Origin of the sequence: Actinomadura sp. NBRC 104412 (assembly GCF_030269515.1) — a bacterium.
Lineage (GTDB): Bacteria > Actinomycetota > Actinomycetes > Streptosporangiales > Streptosporangiaceae > Spirillospora.
On record NZ_BSTM01000029.1, the window covers coordinates 36226 to 51140 of the forward strand.

Consider the following 14915-nt stretch of genomic DNA (forward strand, 5'->3'; position numbering starts at 1 on the left):
ACGGCGTTCGGTTACGGCCATGCCGGGTAGTGCCGCCTTAGGGGCCCGAACCTGCTCGTGCGAACTTTCCCGTTAAACTACGCATCCTTCGGAGGTATACGGGGAGTTGCCGGCGAGACCGCTCCCACCCGCCCGTTCACACGAGCCCAGGAGGTCGCGCCGTGACGGATTCGGCGCCCACGCAGGATCCAGTGGAGCCCCCGGGACACATCGACGACCAGGATGAGACCGCGGGGACCGCGACCACCACGGAGGAAGCCTCCGAGGTCGTCGACGGCGCTTCTGACGAGGTCGCCGAAGACGAAGAGGCAGCCGAAGACGCCACGGAAGAGGTCGTCGAGCCCGAGGCTCCGGCCACGGAGCCGATGACGTCCGACGGCTCGGACGACTCTGGTGACTCTGACAGCTCCCAGGACTCCGAAGGCTCCGAGGACTCCGAAGGCTCCGAGGACTCCGGGGGTTCGGAGGGTTCGGAAGGTTCGGAGGGCTCCGAGGACTCCGAAGTTCCGGCGTCCGTCAAGGTGACCCTGAACAACACCGGGCAGTGGACGATCCCCGCGCCTCCGTCCACGCCTCCCCCGCCGCCCTCTTCTGCGCCGCCCTCTTCTGCGCCGCCCTCTTCTGCGCCGCCCTCTTCTCAGCCGTCCGCGCCATCGTCGGCGCCGACCGTCCCGGAGATCGATCCGAAGATCGCTCCACAGACCCCGGCCGTCACGGTGCCGGAGATCGACGTGGCCGCGTTGAGGCCCGAACCGTCCCCGTCCGACGAGGAACCGGACGACGGTGCAGCCGAACGGGACGACGGCGAAGAGGCACCCAAGCCCGCGCCCCAGGCTCCGGCTCCGCCCCCGGCTCCGTCACCCTCCTCACCTCCGGCTGAACGGGAGCCAGAGGCTTACAAGCCTCGCCATGCCTACCGAGGACCCGTCCAGCCACCCTCGCCTCCGCCCGCGCCCATGCCTCCGCCCGCGGCGGCTCCTCCGACCAGGGTCGAGCCCCCGATACAGCCGCAGCCTCGGCCTCAGTCACAACCGTTGCCGCAGCGGCGACCTCAGCAGCAGCCGACACCCCAACAGCAACCAGCACCTCCGCAGCAACCAGCACCTCAACCACCACCTCAGCGGCAAGCCCCACCGCAGCAACCTCCAGCGCAGCGGCAGGCGCATGCCCAGCCCCGGCCTGAAGTCCAGCCCCGGCCTCAGCCGCAACCGCAGTCCTGGGGCCAGGCGCAGCCGCAGGCTCCCGCGCCTCCGCGGGTCAATCCGTCGCGGGTCAACCCGCAGCCGCCACAGGGGTACGCGGCGCCGCCCGAATATGGCACGGCGCCCGCCCAGTCCCAATACCCCCGGCCTCAACAGCCTCAGAATTCCGGTGCCGCCCCGCCGTATTACGGGCCGCCCGCCCACGACGAATACGGCGGGGAAGGCAGGGAACAGGAATTCCAAGCGGCCTACCAAGCCGCGACCGGCGAGGAGAAACGGCGTAAGAAGAAGGGCCGGGTCGCGCTCTACGCCGTCATCATGGTGCTGGTCCTTGTCGCGGGAACGGCGGTGGGGCAGCTCGTCCGGCCGCTTCCCGAGCCGACGATGCGGCTCACGCTGGCGAAAACCAGCCACACTTTTCCGGGGACACCGCCCGCACTTCCGATGCCCGTGCAGGGACAGTCTGCCTTGTACGTGGAAGGCGTCGGCAGGATGGCGTCGTCCGGCGGTTCGGCGCCCACGCCGACCGCGAGTGTGGCGAAGGTGATGACGGCCTATGTCTTCCTTCGCAGCCACCCCTTGGCGCCGGGCCGGTCCGGACCCACCTACACCGTGTCCCCGCAGGCGGCCGCGCAGATTCCCGCGCGCAAGCAGCGCGGCGAGTCGATTCTCGATGTCAAGGCGGGAATGCGGCTGACCGAGCGTAAGGCGCTCGAAGCGCTGATGATCATTTCGGCGAACGACGTGGCACATGAGCTGGCCCGCTGGGACGCGGGCGACCCGCAGGCGTTCGTCCGGAAGATGAACGAGACCGCGCGGGAACTGGGCATGACCCGCACCACCTACACCGATCCGAGCGGCTACCACGCGGGCACCGTGAGCACGGCGGCCGACCAGGTGAAGCTGATGCGCGCCGCCATGAAGATCCCGGCCTTCCGGGAGATCGTGGCCAAGCGCACGTACGTCCCGGACGACGGCGGCGCGCCCCGGATCGGCGGCAACGTGCTGCTCGGCCAGTACGGGGTGATGGGCGGCAAGACCGGCTTCACCGACGCGGCGGGCGGCAATTTCGTCTTCGCGGCGCGCGCCCGCGTCGGCGGGTCGAACGTGATGTTGCTGGGCGCGGTGATGGGGCAGCGGTCGACCAGCGCGATGGGCGCGCTCGAGGCCACCCGCTCCCTACTGGCCGTGGCCCGGAATCACCTGACCACGGTCACGCTCGCGCCCAGCGGCGCCCAAGTGGGACAGGTCCTCGACGGACTGGGCGGTCGTACTCCGGTAAACGCGGGTTCTGCCATTACCCTCGTCGGCTGGCCGGGCCTGACCGTACGGATCGGAATCGAGGGCAATGCGCCGCACACGGGCGCGCAAGGGACGCGCATCGGGACGGTAAAGGCCGGCACATCCAGCTTCCCGCTCGTCCTCGGACGGGAATTGAAGGAACCTTCTCTCTACAAGCGCCTCACCCGCCTCGGCTGACGCCCGGGCCTTTATCCACCGCGGCGATGTGCCCGCCCGAGTGGATCTTTGAGATTCTTTTTCGGTTAGTCCGAGCCTACTCCGGGCCGCCTCCGGGCATTGCAGCCTCTGACCGCGCCGGACGATGGTTCCGCAGGTCATCGGCCGCACGCGGGAACGGGGAGCCGACGTGGGAACGCGCCGGCCGACGAGCGTTTCGGGGGGACGGACTGTGAGTGACCCGCGCCAGGTGACGGGCGTCCGCGGCCCGATGGCGTCGAGGAAACCCCGGGATTCGCTCCGCCGCCTCCCGCCCCTCATGACCGCGACACGGACGCTGGTGAGCATGCTCGTCCTGGCCGCGGGACTCTTCTACGTGGCCGCGGCGGTCAAGGGCGTGGGCTGGCTGCTGGAACCTCCGCCCGATGTGGTGACGACGGCGAACGGGCAGGGCACGGGCACGCCCCCCACGGAGTCCCCCGGTTCCTCGGGGTCACAGGCCGTGAGCGAGGCGGCGCAGATCCTGTTCAGGCCGCTGGCCGTCACCGGCGCGTCGCTGGCCGGGCTCCTGCTGGTATGGGCGGGCTGCCGCGGCCTGCGGTCCCGTCGTGATCAGCGACGCTGGCGGACGTCGCAGTTCGCCGCGCTGGGCGGGCTGGCGACCGGGGTGTTCGGCTTCGCGCTCGGTTTCGCCGCCGCCGGTTCCTCGCACGCAACCTATGTCGACGCGTCCTGGATCGGGCTGGAGCCGAGCCGGCCGAGCGCCGCGCTGGCCCTCCTGATCGGCGCGATCGCCGTGCTCGTCCCCGCCGGTGTCCAGGGCCACCGCCCGGCGGACAGGTGCGCCCAGCCGACGCCCGGCGCGCGGCCCTGAGACCCGCCCGGGCCGGCCCGCGCGGCGGGTGTTTCCGCAGGTCGTCTTTGTCATAGATCTCCGCGGCGGTTACACGACGAAACAGAAGATTCGTGCAAGCTGGCCATAGCTCTGAATCCGCACGTAGCCAGCCATGCACTCGGGGGACTGCATGACGACGATGCCACGCATCACCCACCCGGTCAGGACGCGCAAACGGACCTTCCGGCAGCGCGCCGACAATCGCCTGGTGGCCGCGTACACCACCGGCCTCACCAAGACCTACGACCCCGGCGGCGACCCGGCCCTCGACAACGTGAACGTGGCCTTCCGGGCGGGCGAGCTGTGCGCTCTGATGGGACCCTCCGGCTCCGGCAAGAGCACGCTCCTGGCCTGCCTGGCCGGTCACGAGCCCCCGAGCGTGGGACGGGTCTATGTGGGACGCGGCGGCGCCCGGCCGTGGATGCCGCAGCAGGTACGGCAGATCTGCCGGGACGAGGTCGGGTTCACGCTCTCCCACTCGCAACCCTTCCTCGACCGCACGGTGATGGAGAACCTGGAGTGGGCGGGCGCCCTGGCGGGCCTTCCGGTGGGGTCCCGCACCGAACAGATCGAGCACGTGGCCGAGGTGATGGGCCTGCGGGAGCACCTGAACACCCCCGTGGAAGACCTGCCGGACGGCCTGCGTCACCTCACCATGTGCGGTGCCGCGCTCCTGCCGGATCCGAGCGTGCTCCTCGTGGACGAGAACGAGTCCGGTGAGGCCATGACCGCCGCCACGTTCGAGGTGCTGCGGCGCTGCACGGGCGAGCTCGGCACCACCGTCGTCGCCGTGACCGATCGCCCCGACGCCGCGGCGCTCGCCGACCGGGTCATGTTCCTGGCCGCGGGACGTGTCGCGGGCATCATCACCCGGCCCGCCGAGGACGTGGTGTGCGAGCTGCGTCAGGCTTTCGCCGTCCAGCACGGCCGGCGCCGCGTCGCCGGCGGCGCCACCCCCGAACCGGCGCCGGAATCAGGACCGGCACCCGTGGACTCCCCGATCTCCGGAACGCCCCGTCCGGCCCAGACCTGACCCGCCGTCCAGGACGATCAGAGGCGCCGCGGGCCGGGGCCCGTGAGCGCGGTGGCGGCCCCGAGGCCGAGGTAGATCGCGCCGGTCGCGTACCGCTGGCGGCGCCGGAACAGCGGCCGGGCCCGCAACCGGCTTCCGATCGCGCCTCCCGCCACCGCGTACAGCACATCACTGACCAGCCCGATCAGGCCGGTCACCAGGCCCATGACCACGATCTGCGCGGGGACGGCACCGGCCTCCTGGTCCACGAACTGCGGCAGGAACGCCAGGAAGAACAGCACGACCTTGGGGTTGAACAGGTTGACCAGCAGCCCGTCGAGGTAGACGCGGCCCAGCGGCTTGGGCGCCGGCACCGGGTCGTCCCGATCGGCGCTGTCCCGCCAGGTGCGGATCGCCAGGTAGATCAGGTACGCGGCGCCCGCGTACCGGAGGGCGCCGAACGCGGCGGCCGAGGCCGCCACCAGCGCCGACAGCCCGGCCGCGGCGGCGGCGACATGCACCAGCGTGCCGGTCTCCACCCCCATGGCGGAGGCGAGCCCGGCCCGCCGCCCATCCGCGGCGGCGCGGGCGGCGATGTAGAGATGGTTCGGACCCGGGATCGCGATCAGGGCGGTGGCGGCCAGCAGGAACGGCAGCGGATGGGTCATGGCCCGAACGGTATGAGGCGGACCGGCGCCTGGCACAGGTCCAATCCGTCCCCGGGGAACGGGTCCATCGACGCCCGAAACGACAAAGGGCGCCCCGCCACCGGTGGTGGCGGGGCGCCCTGGGGGTTGGTGGTGCTATGTGGTTGTCGGGTGGTTTCCCGGGTTGTGATTACTTGCGGTATTCGGGGTAGCCGTAGCCGACGATGGTGGACTTGTCGCGGACGCGGTCCTGGACGGAGTCGGCGGTGTTGCCCTCGACGGTGCGGACGGTGCCGTCGCCGTTGTCCTTGACGACCAGGCCGACGTGCTCGATGGAGCCGATGTTCTTGTCGCCGTCGAAGTTGAAGAACACCACGGCGCCGGGGCGGGCCTTGGTGCCCCACCGGTCGTGGTCCTTGAACCACTGGGCGTGGGAGACGGTGTAGGCGTCGCCGCCCATGCCGCGGGCGCCGGCCTTGTCACCGACCCAGGTGACGAACATGTCGCACCAGGACGCGCCGTTGTAGTCGGCGACGGTGCCGCCGTCGCGCTCGGCAGTGCGCTTGGCGTGGTCGCTGTGGATGTACCAGCGGTGGAACTTGGTGTTGCCGTCGGCGCCCTCGGTGATACCGACCTGCTGTTCGGCCAGCTTGATCACATCACGCGCGGTCGCGCCGGTCTTCTTCTCCGCTCCCTGGCCGGCGAAGGTCTTGCCGGCCGGGCCGGGCCGGGCCTGCTCGGCCAGGTCCTTGACGGCGGCCTTACCGCGCTGCAAGCCGGACAGGTCCTGCGCCGGGCCAGCAAGGCCCGCGCCCGCGCCCGCACCGGCGGTGGTGGTGCCGGTGGGCTGGGTGGTGCCGGTGGGCTGGGTGGCGATGGCGGCGGTGGTGGTGGCCTGCTGGGGGGTGGTGTCGGCCAGTGCGGTGGCGGCCGAGCCGAAGGTCAGCGCGCCCAGGGCGGCCGCGCCCAGCGCGCCGGCGGCGGCGCGGCCGCGCAGCGAGGTCACCTGCGCGAACGTCTGCGAGAACGTCTTGGCAACGGTGGGCTTGGTGGGCTTGATGGGGTTGGTGGTGCGGAACTGCACTGGGATCTCCTGATTCCTTCCAGTCCGCCTACCGGGTTAGCTGTCGGGTTCGGGCGTGGAAGTCGCCCTACGGCGTGCATGTGGGTGCGTGCCGATTCACCCCTGTGGGGGGAGGTGGGTCCCCGGCTCCCGCGCGCCCCCTGTGGCCGGTGCGGCCTGTGCGGCCGGTGTGCCCGGCTGTGGCCGGTGTGGCTGGCGGGGGTGCGGTAGGACTCGGCGGTCCGGCGGCCGGTGGCCGCCGGGTGCGATCAGATGGTCTGTGGGCCACGCGCGGATGGTGCTGGGTGGTGCTGGGTGGTGCTGGTGGCGTGGCCGGTGGGGGCGTCCCGTGATGGGGGGTGGGCCCCGGGTGGGTGACGTGTCTGGGTGTCACCGGTTGCGGACAGACGGTATCAAAGTTCTGGGCCTGGTCAAATCCAGGGCAAGCATGCTGTCCAGGGGATAAAAACCCGTCCTAGGGTGCATCTATTCCAGACATACGGGCATGAACCAGTACTCCCCGCCCCCGGGGAGGTGCCCAAGGGCGCGGAAGCGCCACGGGGCAGGCGGATCGAACGTCGACGGAGCGCGGCCACGCGCGCTCCAGTGAGGGGAACGATGCTGCCCGACCTGCCGGATCCGGATCTGCTGATGATCTCGTTGCTGGCCATCGCGGGGCTGGCGATCCTGTGCCTGGCGCTCATGGTGGTGGGAGGGCTGATGCTGGCCCGGTCCCTGGCCGAGCGCCTCCCCGTACGGTCCGAGGGCGCGCCCCTGCCCACGCGCCGCCGCCCGCCTGAGCCGAAAATTACACAAAGCCCAGGTCAAGGCCACAAAGTGAGAAGCGTCACGCTCCCGCGGCGGAGGCAGCCCTCGTAACGGTCCCGTCCTCCGCGGTCGCCAGGGCCCCGGCCAGCACCAGCCGCCCCGACGTCCGCACCACCTCGGCCACCTCGTCCACGGGACGGTGCAGCGAGGTCAGGCTGACCAGGGCCGCCAGCAGCACGTGCCCCAGGACGACCTCGGCCTGGTCCCACCCCGGCACCGGCTCCCCGATCGCCGCCGCGAGCCGGTCCCGTACGAGCAGGAACAGCACCGTCCGCGCCTCGTCCACGCTGGGATCGTCGGCGGTCACCGCCTGGACGATCGCGGAGGTCAGCGTCAGCTCCGCCGCGGCCGTCCGGACGATGCGCTCCAGGACGGCGGTCAGGCGCTCCGCCGCGGTCTCGCCCACCGCCACGGCGTCCAGGTCCTCGGTCACCCCGCGCGCCCAGTCCGTGGCCACCTCGGTCAGCAGGTGATCTTTGGAGGCGAAGTACCGGTAGACCGTCGCCCGTCCCACCTCGGCGCGGTCGGCGACGTCATGCATCGTCACGGCCCCGTACCCGCCGTCCAGCGCGAGAGCGCGGGCCGCCGAGACCAGCCGCGCCCGCCGTGCCGCCTGCGCCCCGCTCAGCCCACGCGTCACAAACGTTCCCATCCTCGACCTTCGCGCACCGCACCCGCATGATCACGATGATCGCCGTATGCTAGCGTTTCTGCGCGGTACGACCGGTCACCAGGGGCGCCCCTCCGCCTCGACGCTCACCGACGGGTGTCGGCGCCGGGTCCCGGGCGACCACACTCACGCTCAGGAGCCACGGTGGGCAACGAGATCCAGCACCAGACGACCTCGATCAGAGACCACGGGGCGCAGCACGAAGCCAGGTGCGGTGACCTGCTCAGAGAGGCCCGTTACCTGCTGAACGGCGAGCCGCGCAAGGCCGCCACCGCCGCCTTCACCATGTACGGCTTCGAACTGGCGATGTCCCACACCCTCGCCATCGAATGGGCCGACGAGGATCTCAAGACCAAGGCCGAGCAGCTCGCCGACTTCCGGCAGCGCCTGAACGCCACCGCCGCCTGCCACGACGCGACCGAGCAGCGCAACACGCTCAAGATCTAAACCGAGAGATCTGAACCGGGCCCGGAAACACCCCCTTCAAGCCCCCGATCGAGCCAGGAGAGCCTGCCCATGTGCGGTGTGAGCCATTTCAAGACCACGGCGCAGGTCGCCTACTACGTTTCGGCGGGCTCCGCGCTGCTCATCCCGAACGCCTGGCCCGCCGTCTCGATCATCTACGAGGGGCAGGGGGACCCCGACCAGATCCTGCACGCCGCCCAGGACTGGTGGAAGGTCAACGACAAGCTCGGCGAGGTCATGCAGCTCAGCCGGCAGCTACGGGCGGGCCTGGACGAGAGGTCCTGGAGCGGCGACGACCGGCAGAACTACGACGCGAAGCTGTCGGAGTACGAGAACCAGTGCATGTGGTCGTCGATGCACGCCGCCGCCATCAGCATGTCCCTGTTCGGGGTGATGGCGATGCTCATGGTGTTCATCGCGATGATGGCGGTGGTCGCGGCGATCCTGTTCGCCCTGGCCATGTACGTGATCGCGATGTACGTCGCGTCGTTCTTCACCGCGGGCGCGTCCGCCGCCGCCGCGCAGGCCAAGGCCAACATCATCGCCGGTCAGTGCTACGCGTTCCTCAAGTCGGTCGCCACCATGTTCGAGACGATCATGCGGGTGGCCGCGGCCGTCCTGACCGGGCTGTTCACCCTGGGCGTCGGCGTGGGCGGCAACGTCATGAGCGGCAACTGGAGGGCGCTCGCCGACCTGGGCCAGGGCGCCTGGAACTCGATCGACGACGTGATCGCGGGCAGCCTCGGCAAGCTGGAGCAGTCGCTGACGTCCGGGCTCATGAAGGGCAGGCTGGGCGGCCAGCAGTTGTTCAAGTGGACGATCCCCACCCAGTCGATCCCGCGGACCGCCCGGCCCTGGGTGGCCCCCCTCGCCGGTGGCAAGGGGGGCGTCGACACCGCCGTCGGCGACCCCGTGTTCTCGAGCCTGATCTACGGCCAGCGGCAGTACGGCGACGAGTACGTCGACCGGACCCACCCGGAGGTCTGACGGCCCCCTTTGCCCGTTCCGTCAGCCGCGCCGGTCGCGGCCGGACGGGTCGCCGGTCTCGGGCGGCTTACCTCCCCAAGGCCACGGCTCCCCGGGGGTCGGCCCCCCACCAGGCCCCGGTACGGGCGGCGCGGGCGGTGCGGGCGGAGGAGTGGAAGGCGCGGGAGGCGGGGGCGGAGGTACCGGAGGCATGGGCGGGGCCATCGGGACGTTTCCAGGCCCCGGCACACCCGACCCCGGCGTGCCGCCCGGCGAGCCGGCTCCGGCGGTTCCCATCACCCGGCGGATCTGGTCGAGCATCCCCTCGACCTCCTTGGTCGCGCCCTCGAAGATCCGCCCCATGGAGCCGAGGGTCTCGGTCAGCCCCGACGGCTCGTCGAACATGTCCTTGAGATCGTCCGGCGTGATGTCCTGCTGGGCGAAGGTCTCGTCCATGAGCTCCTTCATCTGGCGCTCCAGGTCCCGCTTGGCCGCGCCGGAGACCTCGACGATCAACCGGCCCAGGTCCGCGGCGCTCATGCGCATGGCGCGCGGGTCGAGCTGGACCTCGGCCAGCCCCTGGTCCTGGGCGTAGACGGCCCGTACCCTGCCGTCCTGCGACTCCGCCCGCCCCCGCAGCTCGGCCATCGCCCGCTGCATGCCGGCGACCTGGTCGAACTGCGACCTCGCCTCGCGGAACAGAATCTCCGGGTCGAACTCCGGCCCCGGCTCCGACATCGATCTCACCTTTCCCGCTGGAGGGTCTCCGGCAACGAGGATCTCACGCCGCGCTACAGGTCGAGCATGAGCTCCTGGACGACGACGAACGCCACGAGGAGCATCCTGAGGCGCTCGTCGCAGCCGCCGGACAGCCCGATCTCCCAGGGCTCGTCCACCGCCTGGACCCGGCTCACGGCGGCCACCTGGGCGCCGCCGGGAACCGTGACGGCGAAGTCGCCGCCGAACGCGCCCGTCGCGGTCACGGTCGCGAGGGTGTCGCCGGGCCCGGCGCTGATCGTGTGGACGGCGCGGGCCGGCCCGCCCGTCCGGTCGATCGTTCCGAGCCGTCCGCCGTCCGGGAGGGACACCACCACCTCGTACCGGAAAGCGCCGCTGGACTTCTCGATGGTGAACAGGGTCTCGCCCGCGGGCCCGGCGACCTCGAACTCGTACCGGCCGCCCTGGGGGTGCGCCGAGAGCGCCCTGCTGAGGCCGCGATGCGGCGCCACGGACGGTTCCCTGACCGTGGCGAGTACCCGCCCGTCGGGCCCGCTGAGCCGGTCACGGTGGAACACCAGGCGCGACCCCGTGAACGGCCCGCCGTCGGCGCCGGGCCGCGTCTCCGTGAAGTCCTCCGGCTCCAGCCTGGGCGGGCGTCGCCCCGGGTCTCCCCCGATCTCCGCGTTGGGCAGCATGATCATCAAGCAGATGACCAGGAGGCGCAGGTCTTCCGATGCCCTGCCGTCGAAGCCGATGCGCTGCGGTCCCCCGGCGGGCTTCCGGTCCGCCGTGGCGAGGCGCCTGCCGCCGGCGTCCTCGAACGCGTGGGTCAGCTTCTTGGGGACGTCCCCGTACTTGACCTTGGTGACGAAACGTCCCTCGGCCAGCCGCTCTCCCGCCGCGTCCCACAGCACATAGCCGAGGTTCCGGGCGCTAAGGCGGACGACCGTAATGCTCCCGATCTCCGTGCCGTCGGCCCGCAGCACCTTGGAGGGTTCCTTGCCGGGACGGAGACTGCCCTCGACGGCCCGGCACAGCACGGTGCCGTCCGGCTCGACCAGCTCGAACTTCTTGGCCTGTGACCGCAGCGCAGCCCGCCTGAGCCATCTCTGGTGCGCGGGAGTCTCGGACCACCGGACGAACGCGAGCGTCCGGCCCTGCTTGTCCTCGATCCTGTCCCGTCCCGCGGTCACCGGGGACGTGGTCGTGAGCGGCGCGGTCACGGCGAACCCTTCCTCGCGGTCGTCCGGGCACACCCTACCGACACCGCTACCGGCACCACCTGCCGCCCGAGGCGACGCCGCCCGAGGCGACGTCGGCCGGGGGCACGCGGGATCGCGGAATCGCCGCGCCACGATTCCGCGATCCCGCCGCGCATTATCTCGGAAATCCAGACCGGCCGATTCGGCCCGCGGGGTTTCCGGTCGGCCGAATCCGGCTCACGCCACGTCCAGCCTCGCCCGGTGGGACGCCCATTCCAGCGAATGACGGATGGCGTCCTCGATCGTGTATTCGGGCTTCCAGCCGAGCACCCGCAGGGCCTTGGCCGGGTTCACGTACGCGCCCACCACGTCGCCGGGACGGGCCGGCGCCTCACGGACCTGGAAGTCCTCGCCGACCACGCCGCGGAACGCCTCGACCAGCTCCCGTACGGTGGTGCCGCCGCCGGTGCCAAGGTTGATCACCTCGTAGCCGGAGCGGCGGTCGTCGCGACCGGGCGGGACGATGGCGTCGAAGCGGTCCACGGCCAGGCAGAACGCGCGGGCGATGTCCCAGACGTGGATGTAGTCGCGGACCGCCGTGCCGTCGCGGGTGTCCCAGTCGACCCCGGTGATGGTGAAGGGCACGCCCAGCTCGTAGGACTCGATCATCTTGCCCAGCGCGTGCGTGGGCTTGCTGCTCTGGAGACCGGTGCGCATCCGCGGGTCGGCCCCGATCGGGTTGAGGTAGCGCAGCGAGATCACGCGCAGCCCGTAGGCGGCGCACAGGTCCTCCAGCAGCAGCTCCGCCATCATCTTGGAGCGGGTGTAGGGGTTCTGCGGCTCCAGCGCGGACTCCTCGGTGACCGACAGGTCCGGCTCCGGGCGGTACATCCCCGCCGTCGAGGCGAAGATCATCCGGTCGCAGCCGTTGCGCAGCAGATGGCCGGCGAGATCGAGCGTGCGGGTGAGGTTGACCTGGTAGTACCGGTGCGGATCGGCCATCGAGTCGGGCACGACGATGAGCGCCGCGCAGTGCACGGTCGCGGCGATGTCCGGATGCGCGGCGAAGATCTCGTCGATCAGCTCGCCGTCGCCGATGTCCCCCCGGTAGAAGATCTTTCCGTCGGTGAATTCGGGCCGCCCGGTGACCAGGCTGTCGAGTACGACGGGGGTGGCCCCCCGTTCGGCGAAGGCGGACGCGATCGTGCTGCCGATGAAGCCCGCTCCCCCCGTTATCAGGACCTTCATGACGCTTCCCCTGAACGCATGGCGCCCCCTCGGTCGGTGGGCACGAATCGGTACGGACAGGATCAGCAGCCGCCCGCGGGCGGTCAACGGCACGGCCGCCGCCTGACCGGCTCCGGACTGCCGTGAACTCCGGGACGGTGGCGTGCGTCCGCGCACGGTTCTTCTCCCGTGCGGCGCGGGCCCGGCCGACCTGCGCCGTCCGCACGGATCCCGACGGGGCGATTACGCACCGTTGACCGCATGCGGTAGGCATGTCCAGAACAGCTGTCATGTCCAAAAGTGGAACTACAGCGTTTGCGGGTTCCGCCGCGGCGCGGCGCCCGCCATGGTCGAGGGATGCGGTCACCCATCCGCGTCCTCATCGTGGACGATCACGCCCTGTTCGCCGAGGCCCTGGCCGCCCGGCTGGGCCGCGAGCCCGATCTGGTGATCCTGCCGGTCGCCGAGGACAAGCGGCGAGCGCTCGCGCTGACCGCCACCGAGCGGCCCCATGTCGTGGTGCTGGACATGATGCTGGCCGGCGAGAACGGGCTGGACGTCCTGGACGCCCTCCGGAACCGACACGCGGACGTGCGGGTGGTGGTCCTGTCGGCGATGAGCGAGGTCGAGGCGATCGTCGCGGCGCTGCGCCGCGGGGCGGTCGGCTGGCTGTCGAAGACCGAGAGCGCGGACCTGGTGGCGCGCGTGATCCGGAGCGCGGCCCGGCGCGGCGGGTGGATCCCGCCCGACATCATGGGCGACGTCCTGCGCAGGCTCCTGGACGAGACGCCGGAGGCCGACGCCGCCGCCAAGCCGCTGGCGGAGCTGACGCCGCGCGAGCGCGAGGTGCTCCAGTGCATGGTGGACGGCCTGAACCGCGCCGAGATCGCCGAACGGCTCGGGCTGTCGGCCAACACCGTGCGCACCCACACCCAGAACCTGCTGGCCAAGCTGGACCTGCATTCGGCCCTCGAAGCCATCACCCTGGCGATGCGCGCGGGGATGAAGCCCTCTCCCCCGCCTGAGGCCCCCTGACCCGCTGGGGACAGACCCAGCAAACGGCGCATCCGGGCTCGTCCCGATTGGCGATTCGATCTTCGCACGGCGTTCCTACGCTCGCCCTACCGACGCCGCCGGAGGGAAGTTTCGCGTGGAGATCGACGAAGTCGCCGCCCGGGTCGTGCGCAGCTACTGGGCGCTGTTGCTGGCCATGACCGTCCTGCCGGTGCTGCTGGTGGCGCTGATCACGAGCGGGCAGGAGCCGCCGCACGCGGCCACGTCCAGAATCCAGGCCAGCAGCCGGGCCACCGACGCGGCCGTGGGGGACGCGGGCGTCAGCATCGTGGTGAGCCAGGTGAAGGCGTTCGCCACGAACCGGAACCTGATGGACCGGGTGCTGCGCCAGCAGGGCGTGCGGCGCGACCCGGTGAAGCTGGCCAAGAACATCTCGGTGGCCGGGCTGGGCACCTCCACGGTGGTCGAGCTGACGATCAAGGACTCGGATCCGGCGGTGGCGCGGCGGCTGACCGACGCGATCGGCGCCGCGGTGGTCGCGGAGATCAACCAGTCCAACCAGGGCGCGATCAAGGAGCAGCTGGCCACGATCGAGCGGCGGATCAGGGCCCTGCAGAAGGAGCTGGGGCCGCTGTCGCGGCGCGCCGGGGCGGTGCCGGTGCCCGACATCGGCGCGGCCAACGAGCGGGAGCGGGTCGCGGCGGAGCTGAGCGACCTGCGCACCAGCCGCACCGAGCTGCGCACGCAGCTCGCCACGTCGGGGACGGCGGCGGTCGTGCAGCCCGCGGTGATGGCGCCGCGCACGAACCCGGCGCAGATGATGATGATCGTCGCGGCGCTGGTCGGGCTGATCGCGGGGATCCTGATCGCGGTCGTGATCGAGATGTTCCGGCCCACCGTGCCGGGGCAGGCGCGGGTCGCGCGCAGGCTGGGCGTGCCGCTGCTCGGCTGGGCGGACGGGCGCGACGTCGACCTGCCCGACCTGGGACGGCGGATCCGGCTCGCCGCCAAGCGCGAGGGCCTGAACCGGGTCGCCCTGGTCGGCGCCGGCGGGCCGCTGCCCGCCGAGCTGATGTCGCGGATCGCGGCGGCCGTGTACGGCGACGACACCAAGGTCGTCACGGCCGCGCCCGAGACCGGCAAGGCGCGCAAGGGCGCGAACAGCCACACCCCGTCGCTCAAGAAGCGCGCCGGCGCGGTCGTGCGCGCGGGCTCCGGCGCTATCGGGAAGGGCACCGGCGGCGGCGCCGGAACCGCCGTGATCCCGAAGAAGGCGGGCGAGGTGGAGGCGCCCGCGACGGGCGAGGTCGCCTCGCCGGCGCCGCACACCCCGGTGCCTCCCAAGCCGCCGGTCACCGGCCGGCCGGTGTGCCGCGTGCACGCCTTCGAGGACATCGATCCCGGTTCCGACGAGACCGCCGGCGTGGTCGCCGTGGCCGGTCCCGTCACCGCGGCGTCGGGCCTGGACTCGGTCCGCGACCTGGTCACCGCGGCCGGCTGGCCGCTGCTCGGAGTCGTCGCCACCACCCGGAAGATCAAGAGGTAG

13 protein-coding genes and 1 riboswitch are annotated in these 14915 nt (G+C 71.5%); of the genes, 7 read left to right on the top strand and 6 right to left on the bottom strand.

Annotation, left to right across the window (positions count from 1 at the left end):
• Positions 1–1520: 1520 nt before the first annotated feature.
• The 3 genes from QSK21_RS28630 to QSK21_RS28640 all read left to right on the top strand — a co-directional run bounded on the left by QSK21_RS28630 (position 1521) and on the right by QSK21_RS28640 (position 4588).
• Positions 1521–2681 carry a D-alanyl-D-alanine carboxypeptidase family protein gene (locus QSK21_RS28630; protein WP_285700435.1) on the top strand — a complete coding sequence of 387 codons (1161 nt, stop codon included), beginning with the start codon at positions 1521–1523 and terminating at the stop codon, positions 2679–2681.
• Between the two features lie 298 nt (positions 2682–2979).
• Entirely contained in the window at positions 2980–3534 is a 555-nt protein-coding gene (locus tag QSK21_RS28635) for a hypothetical protein (protein ID WP_285700437.1), read from the top strand.
• A gap of 151 nt (positions 3535–3685) precedes the next feature.
• Positions 3686–4588 (top strand): ATP-binding cassette domain-containing protein, encoded by a 903-nt coding sequence (locus QSK21_RS28640; RefSeq protein WP_285700438.1) that lies wholly within the window; start codon positions 3686–3688, stop codon positions 4586–4588.
• A 17-nt stretch (positions 4589–4605) separates the two neighbouring features.
• On the opposite strand, the gene QSK21_RS28645 is transcribed toward QSK21_RS28640, so the two are convergent.
• The 3 genes from QSK21_RS28645 to QSK21_RS28655 form a co-directional block, all read right to left on the bottom strand.
• On the bottom strand, positions 4606–5235 hold the full coding sequence (locus QSK21_RS28645) for a LysE family translocator (RefSeq protein WP_285700440.1): 630 nt from the start codon (positions 5233–5235) through the stop codon (positions 4606–4608).
• A gap of 169 nt (positions 5236–5404) precedes the next feature.
• Entirely contained in the window at positions 5405–6298 is an 894-nt protein-coding gene (locus tag QSK21_RS28650) for a CHAP domain-containing protein (protein ID WP_285700441.1), read from the bottom strand.
• Positions 6299–6308: 10 nt separating this feature from the next.
• Positions 6309–6442, bottom strand: a riboswitch (cyclic di-AMP (ydaO/yuaA leader).
• Positions 6443–7124: 682 nt separating this feature from the next.
• Entirely contained in the window at positions 7125–7745 is a 621-nt protein-coding gene (locus QSK21_RS28655; protein ID WP_285700443.1) for a TetR/AcrR family transcriptional regulator, read from the bottom strand.
• Positions 7746–7919: 174 nt separating this feature from the next.
• On the opposite strand from QSK21_RS28655, the gene QSK21_RS28660 reads away from it, so the two are divergent.
• Complete coding sequence (locus tag QSK21_RS28660) at positions 7920–8222, top strand: hypothetical protein (protein ID WP_285700445.1); 303 nt, start codon at positions 7920–7922, stop codon at positions 8220–8222.
• Positions 8223–8300: 78 nt separating this feature from the next.
• Positions 8301–9227 carry a hypothetical protein gene (locus QSK21_RS28665; RefSeq protein ID WP_285700447.1) on the top strand — a complete coding sequence of 309 codons (927 nt, stop codon included), beginning with the start codon at positions 8301–8303 and terminating at the stop codon, positions 9225–9227.
• A 21-nt stretch (positions 9228–9248) separates the two neighbouring features.
• Here QSK21_RS28665 and QSK21_RS28670 read toward each other — a convergent pair whose 3' ends face one another.
• The 3 genes from QSK21_RS28670 to galE form a co-directional block, all read right to left on the bottom strand.
• Positions 9249–9944, bottom strand: a complete 696-nt coding sequence (locus QSK21_RS28670; RefSeq protein WP_285700449.1) for a YbaB/EbfC family nucleoid-associated protein — start codon at positions 9942–9944, stop codon at positions 9249–9251.
• Positions 9945–9997: 53 nt separating this feature from the next.
• The gene (locus tag QSK21_RS28675) at positions 9998–11149 is read right to left on the bottom strand and encodes a hypothetical protein (protein ID WP_285700450.1); all 1152 of its coding nucleotides are present in this window, start codon (positions 11147–11149) and stop codon (positions 9998–10000) included.
• Positions 11150–11365: 216 nt separating this feature from the next.
• Positions 11366–12376 carry a UDP-glucose 4-epimerase GalE gene (galE, locus tag QSK21_RS28680; protein WP_285700451.1) on the bottom strand — a complete coding sequence of 337 codons (1011 nt, stop codon included), beginning with the start codon at positions 12374–12376 and terminating at the stop codon, positions 11366–11368.
• A 336-nt stretch (positions 12377–12712) separates the two neighbouring features.
• Between galE and QSK21_RS28685 the strand changes: the two genes are divergently transcribed.
• On the top strand, positions 12713–13390 hold the full coding sequence (locus tag QSK21_RS28685; protein ID WP_285700453.1) for a response regulator: 678 nt from the start codon (positions 12713–12715) through the stop codon (positions 13388–13390).
• Positions 13391–13505: 115 nt separating this feature from the next.
• Entirely contained in the window at positions 13506–14915 is a 1410-nt protein-coding gene (locus QSK21_RS28690) for a YveK family protein (RefSeq protein ID WP_285700454.1), read from the top strand.